At 58.0% G+C, this 20,571-nt stretch carries 20 protein-coding genes; 13 read left to right on the top strand and 7 right to left on the bottom strand.

The genetic code is table 11. The features are described 5' to 3' along the window. Window positions 1-162: 162 nt before the first annotated feature. Genes ACLIBF_RS15870 through ACLIBF_RS15855 form a run of 4 tightly spaced genes read left to right on the top strand, consistent with a single transcriptional unit; the run spans window position 163 to window position 5,055 of the window. Window positions 163-1,059, top strand: coding sequence for an ABC transporter substrate-binding protein (locus ACLIBF_RS15870; RefSeq protein WP_046288551.1), 897 nt, complete (start codon window positions 163-165; stop codon window positions 1,057-1,059). Further along, entirely contained in the window at window positions 1,056-1,979 is a 924-nt protein-coding gene (locus tag ACLIBF_RS15865; RefSeq protein WP_031376964.1) for an amino acid ABC transporter permease, read from the top strand. The genes ACLIBF_RS15870 and ACLIBF_RS15865 overlap by 4 nt, the downstream gene beginning before the upstream one ends. Further along, window positions 1,972-2,733, top strand: coding sequence for an amino acid ABC transporter ATP-binding protein (locus tag ACLIBF_RS15860; protein WP_031376963.1), 762 nt, complete (start codon window positions 1,972-1,974; stop codon window positions 2,731-2,733). Before ACLIBF_RS15865 ends, ACLIBF_RS15860 begins: the two co-directional genes overlap by 8 nt. 36 nt (window positions 2,734-2,769) lie before the next feature. After that, complete coding sequence (locus ACLIBF_RS15855) at window positions 2,770-5,055, top strand: molybdopterin-dependent oxidoreductase (RefSeq protein ID WP_046288472.1); 2,286 nt, start codon at window positions 2,770-2,772, stop codon at window positions 5,053-5,055. A gap of 4 nt (window positions 5,056-5,059) precedes the next feature. On the opposite strand, the gene ACLIBF_RS15850 is transcribed toward ACLIBF_RS15855, so the two are convergent. Genes ACLIBF_RS15850 through ACLIBF_RS15840 form a run of 3 tightly spaced genes read right to left on the bottom strand, consistent with a single transcriptional unit; the run spans window position 5,060 to window position 8,072 of the window. Continuing rightward, window positions 5,060-6,379: an MmgE/PrpD family protein gene (locus tag ACLIBF_RS15850; protein WP_448310087.1), complete on the bottom strand. Its 1,320-nt coding sequence runs from the start codon at window positions 6,377-6,379 to the stop codon at window positions 5,060-5,062. Then, complete coding sequence (locus ACLIBF_RS15845) at window positions 6,379-7,530, bottom strand: amidohydrolase (protein ID WP_279809476.1); 1,152 nt, start codon at window positions 7,528-7,530, stop codon at window positions 6,379-6,381. Before ACLIBF_RS15845 ends, ACLIBF_RS15850 begins: the two co-directional genes overlap by 1 nt. Further along, window positions 7,527-8,072 carry a GNAT family N-acetyltransferase gene (locus tag ACLIBF_RS15840; protein WP_279809475.1) on the bottom strand — a complete coding sequence of 182 codons (546 nt, stop codon included), beginning with the start codon at window positions 8,070-8,072 and terminating at the stop codon, window positions 7,527-7,529. The genes ACLIBF_RS15845 and ACLIBF_RS15840 overlap by 4 nt, the downstream gene beginning before the upstream one ends. A gap of 301 nt (window positions 8,073-8,373) precedes the next feature. On the opposite strand from ACLIBF_RS15840, the gene ACLIBF_RS15835 reads away from it, so the two are divergent. Together ACLIBF_RS15835 and ACLIBF_RS15830 are read left to right on the top strand one after the other, a co-directional pair. Continuing rightward, entirely contained in the window at window positions 8,374-9,444 is a 1,071-nt protein-coding gene (locus ACLIBF_RS15835; RefSeq protein ID WP_279809474.1) for an iron-containing alcohol dehydrogenase family protein, read from the top strand. A 47-nt stretch (window positions 9,445-9,491) separates the two neighbouring features. After that, complete coding sequence (locus ACLIBF_RS15830) at window positions 9,492-10,793, top strand: LLM class flavin-dependent oxidoreductase (protein ID WP_448310084.1); 1,302 nt, start codon at window positions 9,492-9,494, stop codon at window positions 10,791-10,793. 109 nt (window positions 10,794-10,902) lie between these two features. On the opposite strand, the gene ACLIBF_RS15825 is transcribed toward ACLIBF_RS15830, so the two are convergent. Continuing rightward, the gene (locus tag ACLIBF_RS15825) at window positions 10,903-11,496 is read right to left on the bottom strand and encodes a TetR/AcrR family transcriptional regulator (RefSeq protein ID WP_031377986.1); all 594 of its coding nucleotides are present in this window, start codon (window positions 11,494-11,496) and stop codon (window positions 10,903-10,905) included. 139 nt (window positions 11,497-11,635) lie between these two features. Between ACLIBF_RS15825 and ACLIBF_RS15820 the strand changes: the two genes are divergently transcribed. After that, the gene (locus ACLIBF_RS15820) at window positions 11,636-12,043 is read left to right on the top strand and encodes a RidA family protein (RefSeq protein WP_031377985.1); all 408 of its coding nucleotides are present in this window, start codon (window positions 11,636-11,638) and stop codon (window positions 12,041-12,043) included. Between the two features lie 156 nt (window positions 12,044-12,199). Here the strand turns inward: ACLIBF_RS15820 and ACLIBF_RS15815 are convergent, their stop codons facing one another. The 3 genes from ACLIBF_RS15815 to norR all read right to left on the bottom strand — a co-directional run bounded on the left by ACLIBF_RS15815 (window position 12,200) and on the right by norR (window position 16,107). After that, window positions 12,200-12,703 (bottom strand): isochorismatase family protein, encoded by a 504-nt coding sequence (locus tag ACLIBF_RS15815; protein WP_031377984.1) that lies wholly within the window; start codon window positions 12,701-12,703, stop codon window positions 12,200-12,202. A 221-nt stretch (window positions 12,704-12,924) separates the two neighbouring features. After that, window positions 12,925-14,115 carry an MFS transporter gene (locus tag ACLIBF_RS15810; RefSeq protein ID WP_279809473.1) on the bottom strand — a complete coding sequence of 397 codons (1,191 nt, stop codon included), beginning with the start codon at window positions 14,113-14,115 and terminating at the stop codon, window positions 12,925-12,927. Window positions 14,116-14,586: 471 nt separating this feature from the next. Beyond that, window positions 14,587-16,107 carry a nitric oxide reductase transcriptional regulator NorR gene (gene norR, locus ACLIBF_RS15805; RefSeq protein WP_031377310.1) on the bottom strand — a complete coding sequence of 507 codons (1,521 nt, stop codon included), beginning with the start codon at window positions 16,105-16,107 and terminating at the stop codon, window positions 14,587-14,589. A 151-nt stretch (window positions 16,108-16,258) separates the two neighbouring features. Between norR and ACLIBF_RS15800 the strand changes: the two genes are divergently transcribed. The 6 genes from ACLIBF_RS15800 to ACLIBF_RS15775 all read left to right on the top strand — a co-directional run bounded on the left by ACLIBF_RS15800 (window position 16,259) and on the right by ACLIBF_RS15775 (window position 20,359). Next, window positions 16,259-16,516 carry a hypothetical protein gene (locus ACLIBF_RS15800; protein WP_279809472.1) on the top strand — a complete coding sequence of 86 codons (258 nt, stop codon included), beginning with the start codon at window positions 16,259-16,261 and terminating at the stop codon, window positions 16,514-16,516. A gap of 4 nt (window positions 16,517-16,520) precedes the next feature. Next, entirely contained in the window at window positions 16,521-16,754 is a 234-nt protein-coding gene (locus ACLIBF_RS15795) for a DUF2526 family protein (RefSeq protein WP_031377308.1), read from the top strand. A 13-nt stretch (window positions 16,755-16,767) separates the two neighbouring features. Next, entirely contained in the window at window positions 16,768-17,133 is a 366-nt protein-coding gene (locus ACLIBF_RS15790) for a DUF1971 domain-containing protein (RefSeq protein WP_031377307.1), read from the top strand. 199 nt (window positions 17,134-17,332) lie between these two features. Beyond that, window positions 17,333-18,808, top strand: a complete 1,476-nt coding sequence (gene norV / locus ACLIBF_RS15785; RefSeq protein WP_069727995.1) for an anaerobic nitric oxide reductase flavorubredoxin — start codon at window positions 17,333-17,335, stop codon at window positions 18,806-18,808. Window positions 18,809-18,812: 4 nt separating this feature from the next. Continuing rightward, entirely contained in the window at window positions 18,813-19,958 is a 1,146-nt protein-coding gene (norW, locus tag ACLIBF_RS15780; protein WP_031377305.1) for an NADH:flavorubredoxin reductase NorW, read from the top strand. A gap of 119 nt (window positions 19,959-20,077) precedes the next feature. Continuing rightward, window positions 20,078-20,359: a hypothetical protein gene (locus ACLIBF_RS15775; RefSeq protein ID WP_128088281.1), complete on the top strand. Its 282-nt coding sequence runs from the start codon at window positions 20,078-20,080 to the stop codon at window positions 20,357-20,359. Window positions 20,360-20,571 lie beyond the last annotated feature (212 nt).

The following is a 20,571-nucleotide window of genomic DNA, read 5'->3' as shown; positions in this document are numbered from 1 at the left end:
TGATCGCTGCATATATTCACTGAGAATGAGTTCACACCATCACGAGGATGATAACACCCTTAAAGCGCGTGATTTATCTGGCTTTCTGAGGTTAACAAAACATCGCCACCTCAATACTTTTTTCCTCCGGGAAAGTTTTTAAATATCAGGAGAAAGATGCCAGTGAAATTTATAACCGGAATGACCTTTATTGCCCTTGCGCTGAGTGCGCACAGCGCGGTCGCTGCCGAACAATCGGTGCCGACTGACAGCTCAGTGCATGTGAAAGCCGATCCGGCGTTGAAAAGTCTGATACCGGCCGATATTGCGCAGCGAGGCTTTATTGTGGCCGGAACCAATCCCAACACGCCGCCAACCACCTTCTATAAAGACGATAATAAAACGCTGGCTGGCCGTGAAATCGACATCATGAATGCCGTCGGTGAACGTCTGGGGATTGCAGTACAGTGGCGCGACACCGGCGGCTTCGACAATATCATTCCGGGCCTGAAAACTGGCCGTTACGACGTGGCGCTGTCAAATATCAACGCCACGCCAACCCGCCTGAAACAGATCGATTTTGTCGGCTATTACAATGCCAGCCGGCTCGGCATCATTTCAAAGAAAGACGCGGCGATCGCCCCGTTCACCTCACTCAGCGACGTGTGTGGCAAAGAGGTGGGGGCCGGTTCGGGCACTACTCAGGTGACCCGGCTGGAGGAGGCCAGCAAAGCCTGTGAGGCGGCAGGCAAACAGCCGATCAAGGTTTCTGTCTTCCCGGATCGTCCGGCCGGCGTGCAGGCGGTGGTCAGCGGTCGGGTGCCAATGTTCCTCGGGCCGTATGAAGGGCTGCTGTGGCAGGTGAAGGTGATTAAACCGCTGACCATGAGCGGTGAGATCAGCGTTAATGATGCGCCGGTCTCGGTGGCTTTCCCGAAAGACTCTGCGCTGGAACCGGCAGTTCAGGCGGCGCTGAATTCACTGATCAAAGATGGCAGCTACCAGAAAATCCTCGATAACTGGGGAATTGGCTTTGGTGCGGTGACCGAAGCCAGACGTAATCAGGACATTTTCAAATGAGTGCGCCTGATGACCACACCGACGATCTGAGAATTGTCGGTAAACGCTACTATGGACGCTGGCTGAGTGCGCTGGTCGTGCTGTTGTGCGTGGTGGCGATGGCGAACTCGATGATTAACAATCCGCGCTTTGAGTGGGACGTGATTGCGGCGAACTTTACCGCGCCCTCCATTCTGCAGGGTGTGTTAATGACGCTGCAACTGACGGCGATCTCGGTGGTGCTGGGGTTTGCTTTCGGCACGGTGCTGGCGCTGATGCGCCTCTCCGCCAACCCGGTGCTGGTCGCGGTAAGCTGGGCCTATACCTGGTTTTTCCGCGGCGTGCCGATGCTGGTGCAGCTGTTTCTCTGGTACAACATCGCGGCCCTTTATCCCAAAATCGCGCTGTCGATCCCCGGTTATGGCGAGATCTGGAGCGCCCAGTCCAATGCGCTGGTCAGTCCGTTCAGCGCCGCGGTGATCGCGCTGGTGATGCATCAGTCTGCTTATGCCGCAGAGATTGTGCGCGCCGGCATCCAGAGCGTGGGTAATGGGCAGGTTGAAGCCGCACGCGCCCTCGGTTATCGCCCGGCGCAGATTTTCCGCTATACCGTGTTACCGCAGGCAATGCGTGCCATTCTGCCGCCCGCCGGTAATGAAATTATCGGCCAGTTAAAAACCACCGCGGTGGTATCGGTGATCTCACTGCAGGACGTGCTGTTCTCGGCGCAGATTATTTATCAGCGCACCTATGAAGTGATCCCGCTGCTGCTGGTCGCGACGCTGTGGTATCTGCTGATGACCTCGGTGTTGTCGGTGGGACAATATTACGTCGAACGTTATTTTGGCCGCGGCGTCACCCGCCGTGAAACGCGCCGTTTATGGCCGTCACTGGCGCGCTTTTCTGGCTTGAAAACCGCAAGGAGCACCAGCAATGGCTGAAGCGATCGCACTGCGCAAGGTCACCAAGCGCTTCTCCGGCGTGACCATTCTCGATGAAGTTAACCTCGATATTCCCGCCGGCTCGGTGACCGTTATCCTCGGTCCGTCCGGTTCGGGTAAATCGACTCTGCTGCGCTGTATCAACCACCTCGAAAAGCTCGATGGCGGCACCATCCGCATTGGCGGAGAGAGGGTGGGATATCAGCAAAAGGGCCAGGCGCTGCATGAACTCAGCAGCCGGGCGATTGCCCGCCAGCGCGCTGAAATCGGCATGGTGTTCCAGCAGTTCAATCTGTTCCCGCACCGCACCGTCTTGCAAAACATCATTGATGCACCGATGCGGGTGAAAAAACAGAATCGCCAGCAGGCGACCAGCAAAGCGCTGGCGTTGCTGAAACAGGTGGGTCTGGACGGACGCGAGCAGGAGTGGCCGCAAAATCTTTCCGGCGGTCAGCAGCAGCGTGTGGCGATTGCCCGTGCGCTGGCGATGGACCCCGGCGTGCTGCTGTTTGATGAGCCGACGTCCGCGCTCGATCCTGAGCTGGTCGGCGAAGTGCTCCAGGTGATAAAGCAGCTGGCGCACTCCGGGATCACCATGGTGGTGGTGACCCACGAAATTGGCTTTGCTCGCGAAGTGGCGGACAACATTGTGTTTATGGAAAGCGGCAAAATTATCGCCGCGGGTCCGACACAACAGGTGCTCGACGATCCGGCCAACGGACGGGTCAGAAACTTTATTGCAACGGTGCTGTAAGCAGCGTTTTTTGTTGCCCGTAAGCCAGGAAACGTGATGACGCAGAAACCGGTAATGCACAGCGCGCATTGGGGGGCTTTTCATGCCCGGCGCGAAGGCGATCGCCTGATTATCGATCCGTTCGAGGGCGATCCTCATCCCAGTCCTTTATTGCAAAACTTCCAGCAGGCACTCAATCATCCGGCGCGGGTTGCCCGCCCGATGGTGCGGCGTGGCTGGCTGGAGAATGGGCCGGGTCCCGACTCGCGTCGCGGGGTCGATGACTATATCGCCATCGACTGGGACGACGCCCTGCAACGGGTGGCGCAGGAACTCTCGCGGGTCGGGCAGACCTGGGGGCCGGCGGGAATTTTTGGCGGCTCATATGGCTGGTCCAGCGCCGGTCGCTTCCATCATGCACAAAGTCAGGTGCACCGCTTTCTTAACACCACGCTCGGCGGTTATGTCCGGTCAGTCAACAGTTACAGTTCCGGCGCGGCCTCGGTGCTGCTGCCGCACATCGTCGGTGAGATGAACGAAATTGCCCGCCGTGGCGTGAGCTGGGAAGAGATCGCCAGCCACAGCGATATCGTGCTGGCCTTTGGCGGACTGGCGCTGAAAAATTCCCAGGTCGCCAGTGGCGGTTTGAGTGAGCATACCGAACGTGATTTTATGCAGCAGGCGGCGCGGCGCGGAACCCGCTTTATCTCGGTCAGTCCCCTGAAAAGCGATCTGCCGGACGACGCGCGGGGCGAGTGGCTGGCACTGCGACCCGGCACCGATGCGGCGTTTATGCTCGGTCTGCTGGCAGTGCTGATCGAAGAGGCGTTAACCGATGAGGCGTTTCTGGCCCGTTATTGCGTCGGCTGGCCAGAGATGGTGGCTTATCTGCGCGGTGAAGAGGATGGCGTAGTGCGCGATGCGCACTGGGCGGCCAGCATCTGTGGCGTCAGCCACGACGTTATCAGACAGTTCGCCCGTCAGCTGCACGGCAAACGGGTGCTGGTGACGGTGGCGCATGCGTTACAGCGCGCCGAGCATGGCGAACAACCGGTGTGGCTCGGCCTGGTGCTGGCGGCGGCACTCGGCCAACCCGGCCTGCCCGGCGGCGGCTACACCTATGCGCTTGGCGCGCTGGGCCATTATGGCAAACACCATAATCTGGTCAGCTTTCCGGCCTTACCGCAGGGTAAAAATGGCATCGACCGCTTTATTCCGGTGGCGCGGATTGCCGATATGCTGCTGAATCCGGGCACCCGATTTGATTACAACGGTCGTCAGCTGCGCTATCCCCATATCCGTCTGGCTTACTGGGCGGGCGGCAATCCTTTTCATCATCATCAGGATCTGGCGCGCCTGCGTCAGGCTTTTTGTCAGCTCGATACTTTTATCGTGCATGAGAGCGCCTGGACCGCCACCGCTCGCCACGCCGATATTGTGTTGCCCGCCACCATGACGCTGGAGCGGGAAGATATCGGCGGTGCGCCAACCGATCGGCATTTAATCGCGATGCAGCCGGTGGCTGCGCCTTATGCTGAAGCGCGCGATGACTACACGATTTTCAGTGAACTGGCGCGGCGGCTCGGCAGGGAAGAGGCGTTTACCGAAGGGCGTGATGCGCGTGGCTGGCTGCAACATCATTACCATCAGCTACAGCAAAAACTGGCGGCACATCAGGTATCGATTCCGGATTTCGACACGTTCTGGCAGCAGGGCGTGCTGACGTTGCCGCAGTTAAAGGATGGTGGCCGGATGATCAACGCGTTTCGTGCCGATCCTGATGCCGCACCGCTGCCGACACCAAGCGGAAAAATTGAGATCTTCTCCGCCACCATCGCCAGCTTTAACTATCAAAACTGTCCGGGTCATCCGGTGTGGCGTGAGCCGCAGCAAAAGCCGACGGCTGATCATCCCTTCTGGTTGATTGCCAACCAGCCAGCGACGCGCCTGCATAGCCAGCTCGATTTTGGCGACTTTAGCCTGAGCGGTAAGCGCGACGGACGGGAAGTGTGCAGCCTCAATCCGCAGGATGCGGCCCGGCTGGCTATCGCCGAGAGCGATCTGATTGAGCTGTACAACGATCGCGGCCACGTGCTTGCCAGTGCCCGCGTCACCGACAGCATCATGGCTGGCGTGCTGCAGCTGCCTACCGGTGCCTGGTACGATCCGGTCGATCCTGCCGCCGCCCGCCCGTTATGCCGTCACGGTAATCCGAACGTGTTGACGCTGGACATCGGCACCTCCTCCCTGACCCAGGGCTGCAGCGGACAGATTACGGTGGTGCAGGTGCGGAAATTCAGGGGCGAACGGCCGCCGGTGCGGGCTTTTATTCCGCCACACTAAGCCGCTATGGCCGCAGACTTTGCAGCAGTGCGTCTGTCACTGCCTGCAAATCGGCGGTTGAGCGCAGCGCGCTGTGCGCCAGCAGTTCCGGTGAGCTGTCACCCAGTGCCAGTCGCAGTTTACGCCCGACATCAACGCCCTCCGCCAGCAATTCCTGCCGCGTGCGCTGCTGATGCCGTGTGCTGCCATCCGCCAGCGACAGCGTCACGCGGTGAAAGCGCTGTGCCGGATTGAGGGCATCCGGCGGCGCAGAAGGATCCGGCATACGGCGAACGCGGGCGGCCAGCGGCATAATCTCCGGATTAACATCGCCTTCGGCAAAATCTGACAACCGCAGATCGCCGTAAATCAACATCGCGGCAATCACATATTCGAGGCTAAAGCGCGCTTCGATACCGTTGGCTGGTACCGTGACCGGGGCGGCAATGTCACCGCCGGGCGGAAAGGCGACGGCGATAGCCACGATCTGGCGCAGCAGTGCATCAAGCGGCTGGCCGCTGGACAGCCACTGCTGGCGTAGCAGACCCGCCGCTTCCGCCGCGCTGTTGGTACCGGCGCAGGTCGGGAACGGCTTAAACTCCAGCCCGGGGGCGCTGATACGCCAGGGCTGACCCCAGTTCTGCGTCAACTTTTCCGGCTGCGCCTGGCCATCACTGCTGGCGGCCAGAAAGGACTCAATCACATTTTCTGGTCGGCCCGTCATGCCAGCCAGCGTCAGCTGGGCCGAGGTCACCGCACGTTCCGCCGCCAGGCCGGCATGCAGCGGTTTTACCGCCGAGCCAAACTGAGCGCGTAAACCGCTGGCCTGGGTAGCCGCGATCCCCAGCAGGCTGGCGGTGGCGGCAGCGGACAGGCCGAGGAAACGAGCCAGCGCCGCGGCGGCGGCAAGGGTGCCCAGCGTCGCGGTGTTGTGATAGCCCAGCGCATAGTGCTGCTGGCTGGCCGCCAGTCCCAGCCGGCCGGCCGTTTCCACCCCCACCACATAGGCATCACAGAACTGTTCCACGCTGGCGGCGGGCTGGCCTGACAGCCAGGCAAACAGCGCCGGCAGGATCACCACGCTGGGGTGACCGCGGAAATCGGCATGGAAATCATCATAATCGAGCGCATGACCGGCGTAGCCGAGCAGCAATGCCTGCGAACGGATGCCGCCATCACCGTAGACGGTACGCAGCGCCGGTAAGCCGCTATCGGGCACCTGACCCTGTAACACCGGCCAGCTCACCGCCAGAAAATCGGCTATCCCTTGTCGCGCGTGGTCGCGTGCCCGCGCATCCGGTTGACTGTGGACGATGCGCTCAGCCAGCGCGGCGGTCCCGCTCATCAGGACGGCTCCGGCAGTGTGAGTGCTGTCCGCGCCAGATCGGCCAGATAGCGTGCGGTGGGCAGCAGCACGGCATCATTAATACGAAATGCCGGATGATGCAGCGCATAGGGTTCACCGGTACCGATCATCATAAAAGCGCCGGGCAGCTGTTGCTGGTAAAAGGCAAAGTCTTCGCCAATCGGGCTGGCTTCCACCACCCGGGCTTCAAATCCGCTGGCGCTGGCCTGCTGCAGTGCAACCTCTGTCCAGTAGGCATCATTCACCACGGACGGCGGTCCGGCCTGCCAGTTAAAGCTGATTTGCGCATCAAACGCCGCGCCGATGCCCGCCACCAGGGTACGGAAGCGCTGCTCAAGACGTTCGCGGGTAGGCTGCGAAAACGATCGCACCGTCCCCTCCAGCCAGGCACCTTCCGGAATGACGTTCCAGGTACTGCCACTGTGAATCTGCGTAATCGAGACCACCGCGTTATCGGCGGACGGGGCGTTACGGCTGATCAGCGTCTGGGCAGCGGCGACAATCTGCGCCGCAATAACAATCGGATCGTTACCCTGATGGGGTTTGGCCGCATGACTGCCGATGCCGGTAATGCCGATATCAAAGCGATCTACTGCGGCGGTAAGCGGACCCGCTTTACTGCCGATCACTCCCGCCGGCAGCGAGGGATCGTTATGGAGTCCAAAAATCACCCGCGCATCGGCGAGGGCACCGGTAGCGATCACCGCTGGCGCGCCCTGGCCCGTCTCTTCCGCCGGCTGGAACAAAATGCGTACCCGGCCGGACAGGCTGGCTTCCTGCTGCTTTAACAGGATTGCCGCGCCGAGCGCCGCGGTGCAGTGGAAATCATGGCCGCAGGCGTGCATGACTCCAGCACGTTCCGATCGAAAGCTGACGCCGGACTGCTCCTCAATCGGCAACGCATCAATATCAGATCGCAGCACCACCAGCGGTCCCGATGACGATCCTATCTCCGCCACCAGGCCGGTTTTCAGCGGTAGATCGAGGATGCGGATCTGATGCTGCTCCAGCTGCTGCCGCAAGCGGGCGGTGGTTTCAAATTCCTGGTTCGACAGTTCCGGAAAACGATGCAGTTCATGGCGCAACGCGATCAACCGTTCGCCCAGCGCCGCCTGATCTAAGGTGCTCATGCGATGTTCCCTTGTGGTGGTACCTGACGGCTCAGCCAGGCATGGTGTGCCGCTTCATCCAGCACTTTCTTCATATAGAGGGTGATGTGGCCTTTACCGAGGTCAGTGGTATGCATCGGCTGGAAGCCACGCTTGAGGTAGAGCTGTTGCAGCCACGGATGGCTGAGGGCGGTACCGAGAGAGACGGCCGGTGCGCGCAGCTGACCAATCAGGATCTCCTGCTCCAGCCGATGGAGAATCTGCCGGCCAAAATGCTGGCCAGCATAATCCGGATGCGCGCCAAACCAGCCGATGTGCGGCAGGCCAAACGGACCGGGCAGCAGCCCCCAGGGATAACGCAGGGTCACTGAGGAGACCATTACACCGTCGGCATACAGCGCATAAACTCCGTGACTTTGCAGATGGCGCAGCGCCTTATCCCGATCGGCCGTGGCGGCATCGAAATGGATGCCGAGTGCTTTTACCGGCGCATAAGCGGCGTGCATCAGCGCCAGATAGAGAGTGATTTCATCTGCTCTCACCTGACGAAAGTCGAGTTGCATAATATTTCCCGGAATAGCCACCCGGCGGGCGGATAATTAAGTCAGCGTTTAAGGTTAATGAGATTAACAGTTAAAACCCGGTGGCTATATCTGAAAAATAACTATCCTAATGCCTATTTGTGAAATTGAATTGGCCGGTTTTTGATTGCTTAAATCGGTGGTTGCCGTAGTATGAAAAAAACAAATGCCGCTATAACAAAACGCCATTAACTCCATGTAATAAATTAACTTTATCGGTTATAGCCTCCCTTATAAACCGGCGTTACCTGTAACCGGCCTTACCTATAAACAGGATAGAAACGTGTTAGCGATTAAATCTCCGCGCGCCTACGCGCATGAGGCTGGCCTGCGCGCCCGTGCCGGTGAATTTATTAAACCTTACGCCACGCATATTCGTATATTTACCTCGCCGCACGCCTGGCAGGCGGTTAATCCGGAATTAAGCCAGAGTCTTGAGGCTAGCGGAATTAGCTGGCAGCTGGAGTATTTACCCGGTGAATGTACTGAACAGGCGATCGCCCACTTAAAACACAATACCGAACAGCAGGGGGCTGAGCTGCTGCTGGCGATTGGCGGTGGACGGGTACTGGATGCCGCTAAAGCCGCAGCCAGCCAGCTCCCGGCCGTCACGCTGGTTAACTTTGCCACCCTGGCCGCCACCTGCGCCGCCTGGTCGCCGCTTGCCATCATCTACAGCGATCGGGGAGAGCATCTGCGCAGTCAGCCGCTGGGGAAAATGCCCGAGCTGGTGCTGGTAGACAGCGAAGTGATCGCGCGCAGCGACGTGCGTTACCTGAAAGCGGGCATTGTTGATGCGCTGGCAAAATATTACGAATTCCAGCCGTATCAGCGTCACAACCCGGACGACCTGGCACTGGAGCTTAAAGTGATGACCGCACGGCGGGCGCTGGAGACCTTTCAGCAGTGGGGTGACGCGGCGGTGGCAGCCAACCAGCAGCAGCAGGTCACGCCGGCACTGGTCAGGGTGATTGATGCCAGTATCGTGCTGGCCGGACTGGCGAACAGCGTGCGTGACGTGCTGCCTACGCCGGGCGTTGCCCATGCCATTCATAATCAACTGACCCACCAGCCGGAGCTGCACCACTGGCTGCACGGCGAGAAAGTCGGGTACAGCCTGCTGGTGCAGTCGCTGATTGAACATCACGGTGAGCCTGATGCCGGGCTGCTGGCACTGTTACGTCAATATGCGATGCCGCTAACGCTGCCGGCCCTGAGTGGCGATCGCGCTGCACGTCTGCACACTCTCGCGCAGCAGATTAAGTTTCCCCAAGCCAGTGCAGAACGCCTGCCGTTTACCCTGACCGCGGCGACGCTGGAGCAGGCACTGCTGGCGACTGACCACCTTGTTTAAGCCGGGCTGCGGCCCGACTTTTCACCTTTACCGACCAGGAATCTTTTATGCAACAGCCAACATCATCACGTCGCCTGCGACTCGGTCTTTTCGTTCAGCCGGTGGGACAACACGTCAGCGGCTGGCGTCTGACCCAGCAGCTCGGCGATCCCACGGACATCGACTGGCTGATCACCCTCGCCAAAAAAGCGGAAGCGGGTAAGTTCGACCTGTTTTTTGTCGGCGATGCGCTGGCAACCAGCATGTACCGACTGCCGTCGACCATGGCCCGACTGGAACCGCTGACGATGCTCTCCGCGCTGGCGGTCAATACCCGTCGCATTGGCCTGGCGGCGACCGCCTCTACCACCTTTAGCGATCCCTTTACCCTGGCGCGCAGCTTCTCATCGCTGGATCACATCAGCCGGGGGCGCGCAGCCTGGAACGTCGTGACCTCGTTTTCAGACGATGTTGCCCGTAACTTCAGTCGCAGCGATATGCCCGACCACGCCGCACGCTATGCCCGGGCGCGCGAGTTCCTCGAGGTCACCAACAAGTTATGGCAAGGCTGGGAAGAGGGTGCGGTTCAGCCCAACAAGCAGACCGGTGAATATTTTGTCGATGACAAAATCAAGCCGATCAACCATCAGGGCGAGCATTTCCAGGTACAGGGCCCGCTTAACATCACCCGTTCTCCGCAGGGGCGTCCGGTGATTATTGAGGCCGGTTCCTCTGCCGATGGTCAGAAGCTGGCGGCTGAGACCGCAGAGGTGATCTTCACCGCCGCCGCCAGCCTTGAGGAAGCGCAAACCTTCTACCGCAGCCAGAAAGAGCAGGTGGTTGCTGCCGGACGTAATCCGGATCATGTGGTGATCATGCCTGGCGTGATGCCGATTGTCGGCCGCACGCGCGAAGAGGCGCAGGCGCTGTGGAAGGAGCTGAATACGCTGGTGGATATTGATAATGGGCTGCGTCAGCTTTCGCTGCGATTCAGCATGGATCTCAGCCAGTATCCGCTGGATGGCCCGGTGCCGGAGGTGCCGCCGGGTGAAGGGAATCAGAGTCGCGTTAAGCTGATGACCGAAATGGCAAAACGTGAAAACCTGACGCTGCGTGAGCTGGCAGCCATTGCGGCGGGTTCACGTGGGCACCGGGTGATTGTCGGTACCGCGCAGGATATTGCTGATGATTTCCAGCTGTGGCTGGAACAGGGCGGCGCGGATGGCTTTAACATCATGCCCGCCATCATGCCGGAACAGCTCGACCTGTTTGTCGAACGGGTGATCCCGGAACGGCGCCGCCGTGGGCTGTTCCGTGACGATTACCCGTTTGCCACGCTACGCGAGAACCTGGGTTTGCCCGTGGTGTAACGGCAAGGATCGATCGGTTACGCTGGCGAGGCGCTATCCACTCAGCCGGATCATCGGGAAAACAGTTAAACCCGGCGGCTCAGGTCGCCGGTCTGTTTCGGAACCGGCCTTAACCTGCCGACAGCAATCCACCTGCCAGCAGCCTGAACGCCTCAATTGCTTTGGGCAGCGTTTGTCTGGGGTTATCGCTGGCTGCCACCCAGAGCGCAGCATTAAATGCGCTGCCGTTGAGCAGGCGTGCCGCAGCTTCCACATCGACCGGCCTGAGCGTGCCGCTCGCCGCCATTTGCGCTAAGGCGCTGCGGGTGGCTTCCAGGCAGGCATTCTGGCTGGGCCAGCGGGTGGGATCGCCAAGAAAGGCCGGCCCATCAAGCAATACGATACGCTGCACTTCCGGGTCGAGCGCCATTTCAATGTACGCGGCCCCCTCCAGCATCAGCTTTTCCCATGCGGTATCAGCGGCGGCGGCAACGTCTCTGGCACGCAGCGCTATCTCGCTGTCCACCTGCGCCACTACCGCAGCCAGTAAGCCTTTTTTATCGCCAAAATTGTGGTACAGCGCCCCCCGGGTAAGCCCGACGCTGGCCGTCAGGTCATCCATCGATGCCTCGGCGAATCCCCGCTCGGCAAAGGCCTTGCGGGCAGCAAAGATCAGTTTACTGCGATTCTCTTTCATTGTTTCAGCACGACGACCTGCAGCCATATTTCCTCCCTCGTTGATACGCTGCGTATATTAATTGACATACGAGGCGTATGCATGATTTATTCATATACGGTTCGTATCTGAATCGGGGGCGTGGTTTTCCATGCGCCGTCACGTCAATCCACAATAAGGCGATTTTATGATGCAGCGTGAAGTGATTTTCCCGGCAGGGCGTCATGCGCTATACGAAAAGCATGGCTATTCTGCGGCGATTAAATCCGGTGATTTGCTGTTTGTTTCCGGACAGGTTGGCAGTCGCGCCGACGGTTCGGTTGAACCTGAACTGGCTGAGCAGGTCCGACTGGCGTTTCGTAACCTGCAAGCCACGCTGGCTGCAGCGGGCTGTACGCTGGATGATCTGATAGACGTCACCACATTTCATACCGATCCGGAAAACCAGTTCGCCACGGTGCTGGCGATTAAAAATGAAATATGGCGGCAGGCGCCTTACCCGAACTGGACGGCGGTCGGCGTCAACTGGCTGGCGGGCTTTGATTTTGAAATCAAAGTGATTGCGCGGGTACCTGAAGCGGCGGATAACCACTGAGTCAGCCGGCCGAACTGTTGTAAAAAGAGGCCGCTTCAGCGGGAGAGATAAAGCCGGCTACGACAAAGCCGGCAGTCTGATCGGTGCGATATCGGGGCTTATGACGCGCCGCGACGATTACCCTTACCGGCCTCTGCAGGCGGTAAAGGGCGCCGCTTAGTTCAGGATTGCCTGTTCCACGCTACAGCGCACCCGCAGGCCGGAGAGGGCGAGATCGCTCAGCGCACGGGTCGGTGCTGCGCAACCCGCAGCGATAATGTGGACTTTCATTGGCTGGCTTTGGGGAGAAAGCGCCGTATGCGTGACACAGTGCTGCGTCATCATGCCGGTGAGATAGATATCGGTAATACCGTGCTCGCTGAGTAACGGTTCGAGATTCGTGTTAAAAAAGCTGTCCGCTTCAGCCTTAACCACCACCGGCGCATTGCCCAGCGCCGCAGCAATATCCGGATGAAACGCTGCGCCTTCGCTCTCCGGGCGGAAAAAAGGTGCCTCAGCGGTGGCGATATGCTGAACGCCGACAATCAGCCATCCTTTTTGCTGCGCGTCGTTAATCGCTTTAACGGCCGCCTTACACGCCTCATCTGCTGCTTCAAGCGGAAAGGCCCCGCCGGGGAAGTAGTCATTCTGAATATCAATCACGATCAGGGCATTTTTCATGGTGGATCCTTTATTAACAGGGAAGGAAGAGCGTGGTGTTATCGTCAGTCAGCCATATCACGATCATCTGCGTTATGAATATCCTTATCGGCGACCCGATCACATTACCTGCTCATTGATCGGGCAGGCGTAACGCGTTACTCGGTGGCCTCAGCCAGCCTGCGGGCTGCTGGTCGCTTACCCCTGCGGCCGGCTGAATGGCGCGTTCATCCATTGTCATATTATGACGTAGTTGCAGCCGTCAGCCGTTTCTGATGCCAGGCCAGCCACAGCAGCGGCAGCGCAAGCAGCAGCACCCACGGCAGTAACAGCAGGTTCATGGTTTTCCAGCCGTACAGACTGAGCAGCGATCCGGCACTCAGTGAACAAATAAGAGAGAAGATAAACACGCTCATGTCGTTGACCGCCTGCGCCACCCCTTTTTCACTGGTGGTATAGGTCGTCGCAAGCAGGGTGGTTCCGCCGATGTAGAGAAAGTTCCAGCCGGTGCCGACCAGGATTAACGCACCGGCAAATCCTCCCCAGCTGACCCCGGTACAGGCCAGCCCAATGTAACCCAGCATAAGCAGGACGCCGGTCAGCATGATGCTAATCACACCAAAGCGCGCAATCAGTTTGCCGGTAAAGAAGGAGGGCAGAAACATACCCAGCACGTGCAGCTGGATCACTTCAGCGCTCTGGCTAAGGTCAAACGCATGATGATGCATTGCAATTGGCGTCGCCGTCATCGCAAGTACCATAATGCTGAATCCGGAGGCGGCGGAGAAAAGTGCCACCAGATACGCGGGCTGGGACAGCACGGTTTTCCACGGCCGGGCTGCGACCGGATCCGGCACGGCGCTCTGCGGCGGCGGCATCTGCAGACCGGAAAGCACCACCACGCCGAGTAACGCCATAATCCCCATAAAAAGAAACGAGCCGAGGTAAGGGATCGCGAACAGGGCGCTGCCACTGCGCGCCAGCAGCGGCCCCAGCAGGGCGGCGACGCCACCACCGGCCAGCACCAGCGAAATCGCTTTCGCCCGTAACGCGGGCAGCGCCGCTTCGCTTGCCGCAAAGCGGTAAAACTGTGCGAAAGCCTGATAAACGCCGAGGAAAAACATGCCCAGACACAGCAGCAGAAAAGAGTGCAGTGCCATTGCTGTCATTGAAACGGCGGCGGCAACAATCCCGCTCAGCGCACCGCTGATAAAGCCGGTTTTTCTGCCGACTTTGCTCATCCACAATGACGCCGGAAACATGACAAGAGCGGTGCCGAGGCTGGCCATCGACAACGGCAAGGTGATCAGGGCGGGCGAAGGGGCCAGCAGGTCACCGGCCAGACCGCCAATCGTCATTGTCAGGATAGAAATGGTCTGAAATATCGCCTGGGAGCCAGCCAGTATCAGCACCGGGCGATGGATATTTTTCATTGTGATTAACGCTCCGCAACAGAAGATCAGGCAGGCTGACAGCCGGTCCGTGGGCAGAAAGCCGCATCCCGCCGGATGAACCGAGCCGACCTGTCTGGTATAGCGAAGAGTGTAAAGCGTACCGTGCAGTGGCGTGAGTTGCCCGCCAGCCATTAAACGATGACATCAGGCCAACCTCATGCCTCACGTTTTACCGTTGAGTTGAAGCAGGCGGCGGAGCAACAGGGGAAACTGACTTTTCAGGCTGAGGCGAGGCGGGGAGCTGTATTGCAACAGCGACAGCAGTGGCAACAACAGCAGCAGCGGCAACCGCGGCAAAAGTGGCAACAACGACAACCGCGGCAAAAGTGGCAACAACGACAACAACAACAACAGCAGCAGCGGCTATGGCTGTGCCAGCGTGCCTTCATGGCAAGGTGCGCTGGCAGATACCATAGTGAGAAAATTGCCGGCACTCAGCCGTCGTTATTGCTATTTCAGGCCCAGCTTGCGGGCCAGACGATGAAGGTTACCGGGATCAAGCTCCAGCTGGCGCGCCACTCTGGCCCAGACTTTGCCATTACTTTCATAGACATGACGGATGTAGTCATACTGGAATTTACGGGTGGCATCGTTGAGACTCATCATTGGCATGCTGTTAACCGATTCGGTCAATCGTGACTCAGGCGGCGCCTGATTCTCGAAGCTGAAATGCTGGGGAAACAGGATCACTTCGCCGGTTGGCGATTCAGCCTGGGCGATAACCGCCGCCCGATAAATTGCATGCTCCAGTTCGCGAACGTTGCCTGGCCAGTCCGCCGCTTCAAGCAGGCTGCTGGCCGCCGGACTCAGGGCCACGCTCATCAGCCCGAACTTCATCCGGCATTGCTCGCAGAAGTAACCGGCCAGCAGCACGATATCGTCGCGGCGCTCATTCAGCGACGGAACAAACAGCGGGAAAACGCTTAAGCGGTGGAACAGGTCCGCCCGGAATCGCCCCTCGGTGACCGCTTTACGCATATCCATGTTGGTCGCAGCGATAATCCGCACATCAACGGTCAGCGCTTTGTCCTCGCCGACCCGCTGCAGGTCGCCGTACTGAAGCACGCGTAGCAGCTTGGCCTGCAGCGAAAGCGACAGTTCGCCAATTTCATCCAGAAATAAGGTTCCTTTATCCGCCAGCTCAAACTTACCCGGACGATCGTGAATCGCGCCGGTAAAGGCCCCTTTTACGTGACCAAAAAGCTCACTTTCCGCTACGGTTTCCGGAAGCGCTGCGCAATTGAGATAGATCAGCGGCCGGGCCGCGCGATGAGAATGGCGATGGATCGCCTGCGCGATGAGTTCCTTGCCGGTCCCGGTTTCGCCCATGATCAGCACGCTGAGGTCAGAGGGCGCAACCACGCCGATCTCTTTTTTCAGATGCAGCAGCGCGGCAGATTCACCGATGATCTGCATCTCCTGATCCTCTTCAGGGCGGAAGGGCAGCGGGGTAAAAGAGGAGGCCGGCTTTTCTAACTGTTCCATCAGCAGAGCATTATTTAACGCACCGGCGGTCAGGCTTGCCAGCACGCGCAGCTCTTCATCGCTAAAATTATCAAACTGGGTAGCGTTAATGCCGTCGAGGGTCAGCGCCCCGATCAGCCGCTGTCCCGAAAAGAGCGGCATCCCGACGCAGGCATGCACATGTAATTCACCCTGTTCGGGGATCAGGCCGTCATAGGGATCGGGCAGCGTGCTGTCGGCCGGGAAACGCACCACATCACCGGCGCGCGCAATCGCCTCAAGCCGGGGATGGGCGTCAAGTTTAAACCGGCGTCCCATCACATCAGGTGCCAGGCCAGCGGTGGCCAGCGGTCTGAACTGCTGTTTTTCATAGCGTAACAGCGCGGTAGCGTCGCAGTGCAGCGCGGCGTGGATACTCTTAATCATCTGGCTAAAGCGATCGCGGCCGCTTACGCCTTTTTGAATATCCACTGCCAGCCCAGCCAGCGTCTCAACAGATAAAGCCATATAGTCACCTGCACACGGGTTGTCTTAATAACAATGTATTACGTTGTTATAAACACAATATCACGTTGACCTGATGAGGAATATCAAGCACTTAAAAAATGGCACAAAGTTTGCTCTATCTCATACAGAGACTTTTTTAAGGAGCAGAACCATGTCCGACCTGAAAACGACGCACGTGCTTACCACAGAACAGCTCGAAACCGCCGCCGATTCATTGCGCTGGGCGGCGTTCGGCGGTCCGCGTGGACCGGTGTTTACTTACCGACAGAGTGCCCCGGACCGGCTGCATTTCGAAACGGTGTATAACGGACGCAAAGCCTGGGTCGATTTAGATATTCCCTACACCCCGGTCTCCCTTATCGTCGCAGGCGCACTGCTGCTCCAACAGCTTAATACTTATATGGGGTAATGCCATGAACCATAGAGAAGAGGTGAACAGGGCGGTCGAGGCCGCCTTAGCGAACAATGTCATTCGCGAGATGAATACGCTGCTGTGCGCGCTGAGTGAAGATCCCGAACTGAGCCGGGAAGAGCGCTATAGCCAGCAACAGCGCCTGCGGATGGCGGTGTTTAAACACAGTACCGAAAAACAGGAACTCGCTGAACAACGCCGTAACTGGCTTACTCGCGGCGGAATCATTGGCTAACCGGAGATTGACGATGACCCAGAGCATCCCACAACATTTTGTTCATACCCGCTCCACGCCTTTCTGGAACCGGGAAAGTGTGCCAAAAGCACTGTTAACCCATCACAACACCCGCGCAGGCGTCTATGGCCGGCTATCGGTGATGCGCGGCGCGGTAAAATATTTTGGGTTTGCCAGTGAAAATGAGACAACCCACGAAATGGAAGTCACCATCAACGCCGGGCAGTTTGGTATCAGCCCGCCGCAATACTGGCATCGGATTGAGCTTTTAACTGACGACACTTACTTCAATATCGATTTTTTTGCCGATCCGGATGTCGCCTTAACCGGCAACGGATTTGAGCGTGAGGTACATATCCCACCCAGGACAAAAAATTAATTTTCTTCAAACCCGCTGCGGCGGGTTTTTTATTGCCCGTAGCCTTGTCATTAAAACAATGCATTGTGAACAAAACAATTTACACCCATGTCTTTAAAACAATGTTTATAATTTAATTTTATATAAAACAATGGGTTAAAAGTTGGCACGGCAGATGCAAAGAGATACGGGACTATCACTTACACTGCGAGAATTTCTGATGAATATCCATGTTAAAAATAACATTTCCTGGGTGGGTAAACGTGACTGGGAAGTCGAGCATTTTCACGGTAAAGAGTACAAAATGCAGCGTGGCACCAGCTATAACAGCTACCTGATTCGTGAAGAAAAGACGGTGCTGATCGATACGGTCGATCTCAGATTCCGCTCCGATTTTGTCAAAAACCTGGCTGAAGAGATCGATCTGAAAAAAATCGACGCCATCGTCATTAACCACGCTGAAGAAGATCACTGTGGCGCGCTGGCCGAGTTACTGGCGCTGATCCCCGGCACCCCGATTTACTGTACGGCAAACGGCGTCGACTCCATCAACGGGCATCATCACCATCCAGAATGGAATTTCAACATTGTTAAAACCGGTGACTCACTGGATATCGGCAACGGTAAAAAGCTGATCTTCATTGAAACTCCGATGCTGCACTGGCCAGACAGCATGATGACCTACATGACGGAAGATGCGGTGTTATTCAGTAACGATGCCTTTGGTCAGCATTACTGCGATGAACATCTGTTCAACGATGAAGTTGATCAGAACGAATTATTCGACCAGTGCCAGCGTTACTTCTCTAACATCCTGACCCCGTTTGCTCGCCTGGTCACCGCGAAAATCACCGAGATTCTCAGCTTCGGCCTGCCGGTTAGCATGATCGCAACCTCGCACGGCGTGGTGTGGCGCGACAACCCGGTACAGATCGTTGAGCTGTATCTGAAATGGGCGGCCGATTATCAGGAAGATCGCATCACGCTGTTCTACGACGCGATGTCGAATAATACCCGCATGATGGCCGATGCGATTGCCGAAGGCATCCGCGAGACCGATCCGCGGGTGGCAGTGAAGGTTTATAACGTCTCCACCCACGACAAAAATGAAATCATCACCTCCTGCTTCCGCTCAAAAGGCATTCTGGTCGGTTCTTCTACCATGAATAACGTGATGATGCCGAAAATCGCCGGCATGCTGGAAGAGATGACTGGCCTGAAATTCCGCAATAAACGCGCCTCAGCGTTCGGTTCTTATGGCTGGACCGGCGGTGCCGTGGACCGGGTCGCCACCCGACTGCAGGATGCCGGTTTCGATATGACCATCGCGCTTAAAGCGAAGTGGCGTCCCGATCTCTCCGCGCTGGAAGCGTGTCGCGAACACGGCCGCAAAATCGCCCGTGAATGGGCGCTCTCTCCGCTGCCTGACTCAGCGCCAAAGCCCGCTGAGGAAGCAGTGCCAGCCGCGATTGCAGCCGCCGCAGCGGTAAACCGTGATGGCGTGGCGATGGCAGAAGCGGGCGAAGGCGCCGAACAGAAAATGATCTGTACCGTCTGCCAGTGGGTGTACGACCCGGCAGACGGTGAACCAAATCAGGGCGTTGAACCTGGCACCGCATGGCAAGAGGTACCTGACGATTTCTTATGTCCGGGATGCGCACTGGGTAAATCTGTGTTTGATCCTTTCGAGGGCTAAGCGAATGTCTGAAGATATTGTGATTATCGGCTCCGGGTTCGCCGCCCGGCAGCTGGTTAAGCACCTTCGTCAGCAGGATAAAACGGTACCGATTCGGGTTCTCGCGGCCGACAGCTGCGATGAGTACAACAAGCCTGAGCTGAGCCATGTGATCAGCCTGCGCTGCGCGGCCGATGACTTAACCCGTCAGACGGCAGCGGAGTGGGCCGAAAGCCAGAACATCATGCTGCATCCTTGCACTGTGGTTAGCGACATCGACACGCTGGCGCGCAGGGTGAACAGCAGCGCAGGCGATTTTGCTTACGGAAAGCTGGTGCTGGCCACCGGTGCCCGGCCTGTGATTCCGGCGATGCCGGGCAGTGAACTGATCTACACGCTCAACAGTCAGCAGGAATATCGCCAGTGCGCCACCGGGCTGATGAATGCGGCACGGGTGCTGATCATCGGAGCCGGGCTGATCGGTACCGAACTGGCAATGGATCTTAATCGTGCCGGTAAACAGGTAACGATTATTGATCGCAGTGCAGGTCTGCTCGCCGCGCTGTTGCCGCCGGAAATCAGCGGTCGTCTGCAACACCGATTAATCAACAGCGGCGTGCAGATGATGTTCCAGACTGAAGTGACTGAACTTGCCCGCCAGGCAGATTCTGTTGCAGCTACCTTCAGCGACGGAGAGAAAAAGTGTTTTGACGCGGTGGTGTGCGCCATCGGCTTACGTCCCGATTCGGGGCTGGCAAAAAGAGCGGGTATCGAGGTGCGTCATGGCATTGTCGTTGATCGCACGCTCGCCACCTCGGTTCCCGATATTTATGCGCTGGGCGACTGCGCAGAGATAGAGGGAAAACTGATGCCTTACCTGCAGCCGGCGACGCTGGCGGCGATCACCCTGGCCAAAAATCTGACCGGACAGGCCGCTAACCTGACGCTGCCTCCGATGCTGATCAAGGTCAAAACACCGGATATGCCGCTTCAGCTGGCGGGCGATCCGGCTAATCCGGCCTACAACTGGCAGATGGCGTTCTCTTCAGACGGCGTGATCGCGAAAGGTTATGACCCGGACGGGGTGATGCGCGCTTTTGTGGTCAGTGAAGATCACATGAAGGTGGCTTTCAGCCTGCTGAAGGCGTTAAACACCCCAGCAGCCACTTAACCGCATCGGTAACGCCGGCACGATACACCAGACCGCTGCACGCTTCCCACGGTGCAGCGGATGTCAGACGCGATCCTGCCGGCTTCTGACCGCTATTTAACTTGCCAATAGGTCCTGTTATGAACACTTCTGAAGACGCAGTAGTTAGTCATATTACGCTGCACAATCCTCCCTCCTGTACCTGTGCCCGGATTATCTGGCTTTCGATGAACTGCGATGCCTTTGCGATGAATATCGGTACCGCTAACGGTGACGCACACATTGATGCCAGACTCGGTTCAGTTTATCGCAGCACCCGCTTTCACCCGGAAGCGCTTAAAGAAACGGTTAACGATTTATTCTGGGAAATCTGGGCGGTATGGGAGCCTGAAGAAGGGATTAAAGTGATGGAGCGCGGGTAAGCCGGTTTTACGGCCGGTCAGGAGGCCGCTGACGGACAGCCGGTATTAATGCCGTTCAGGCAAGAGTCTCGACCAACATCACGCCGCGCCGTGTCCGGCAGAGCAGGTGAGTGTTCTGCCGGAGCGGGCAAGGCGCCTGCCGTTCATCACGGGTGTCGCCCGTTCATCTGCGGGCAGCGTTCATCCTCTCTTTTCTCAACCGTCCGCATCAC

It is taken from the genome of Pantoea sp. PGP6, from assembly GCF_053474785.1.
The sequence above is the reverse complement of the archived record's forward strand: the minus strand, read 5'-3'. Positions and strand labels throughout refer to the sequence as shown.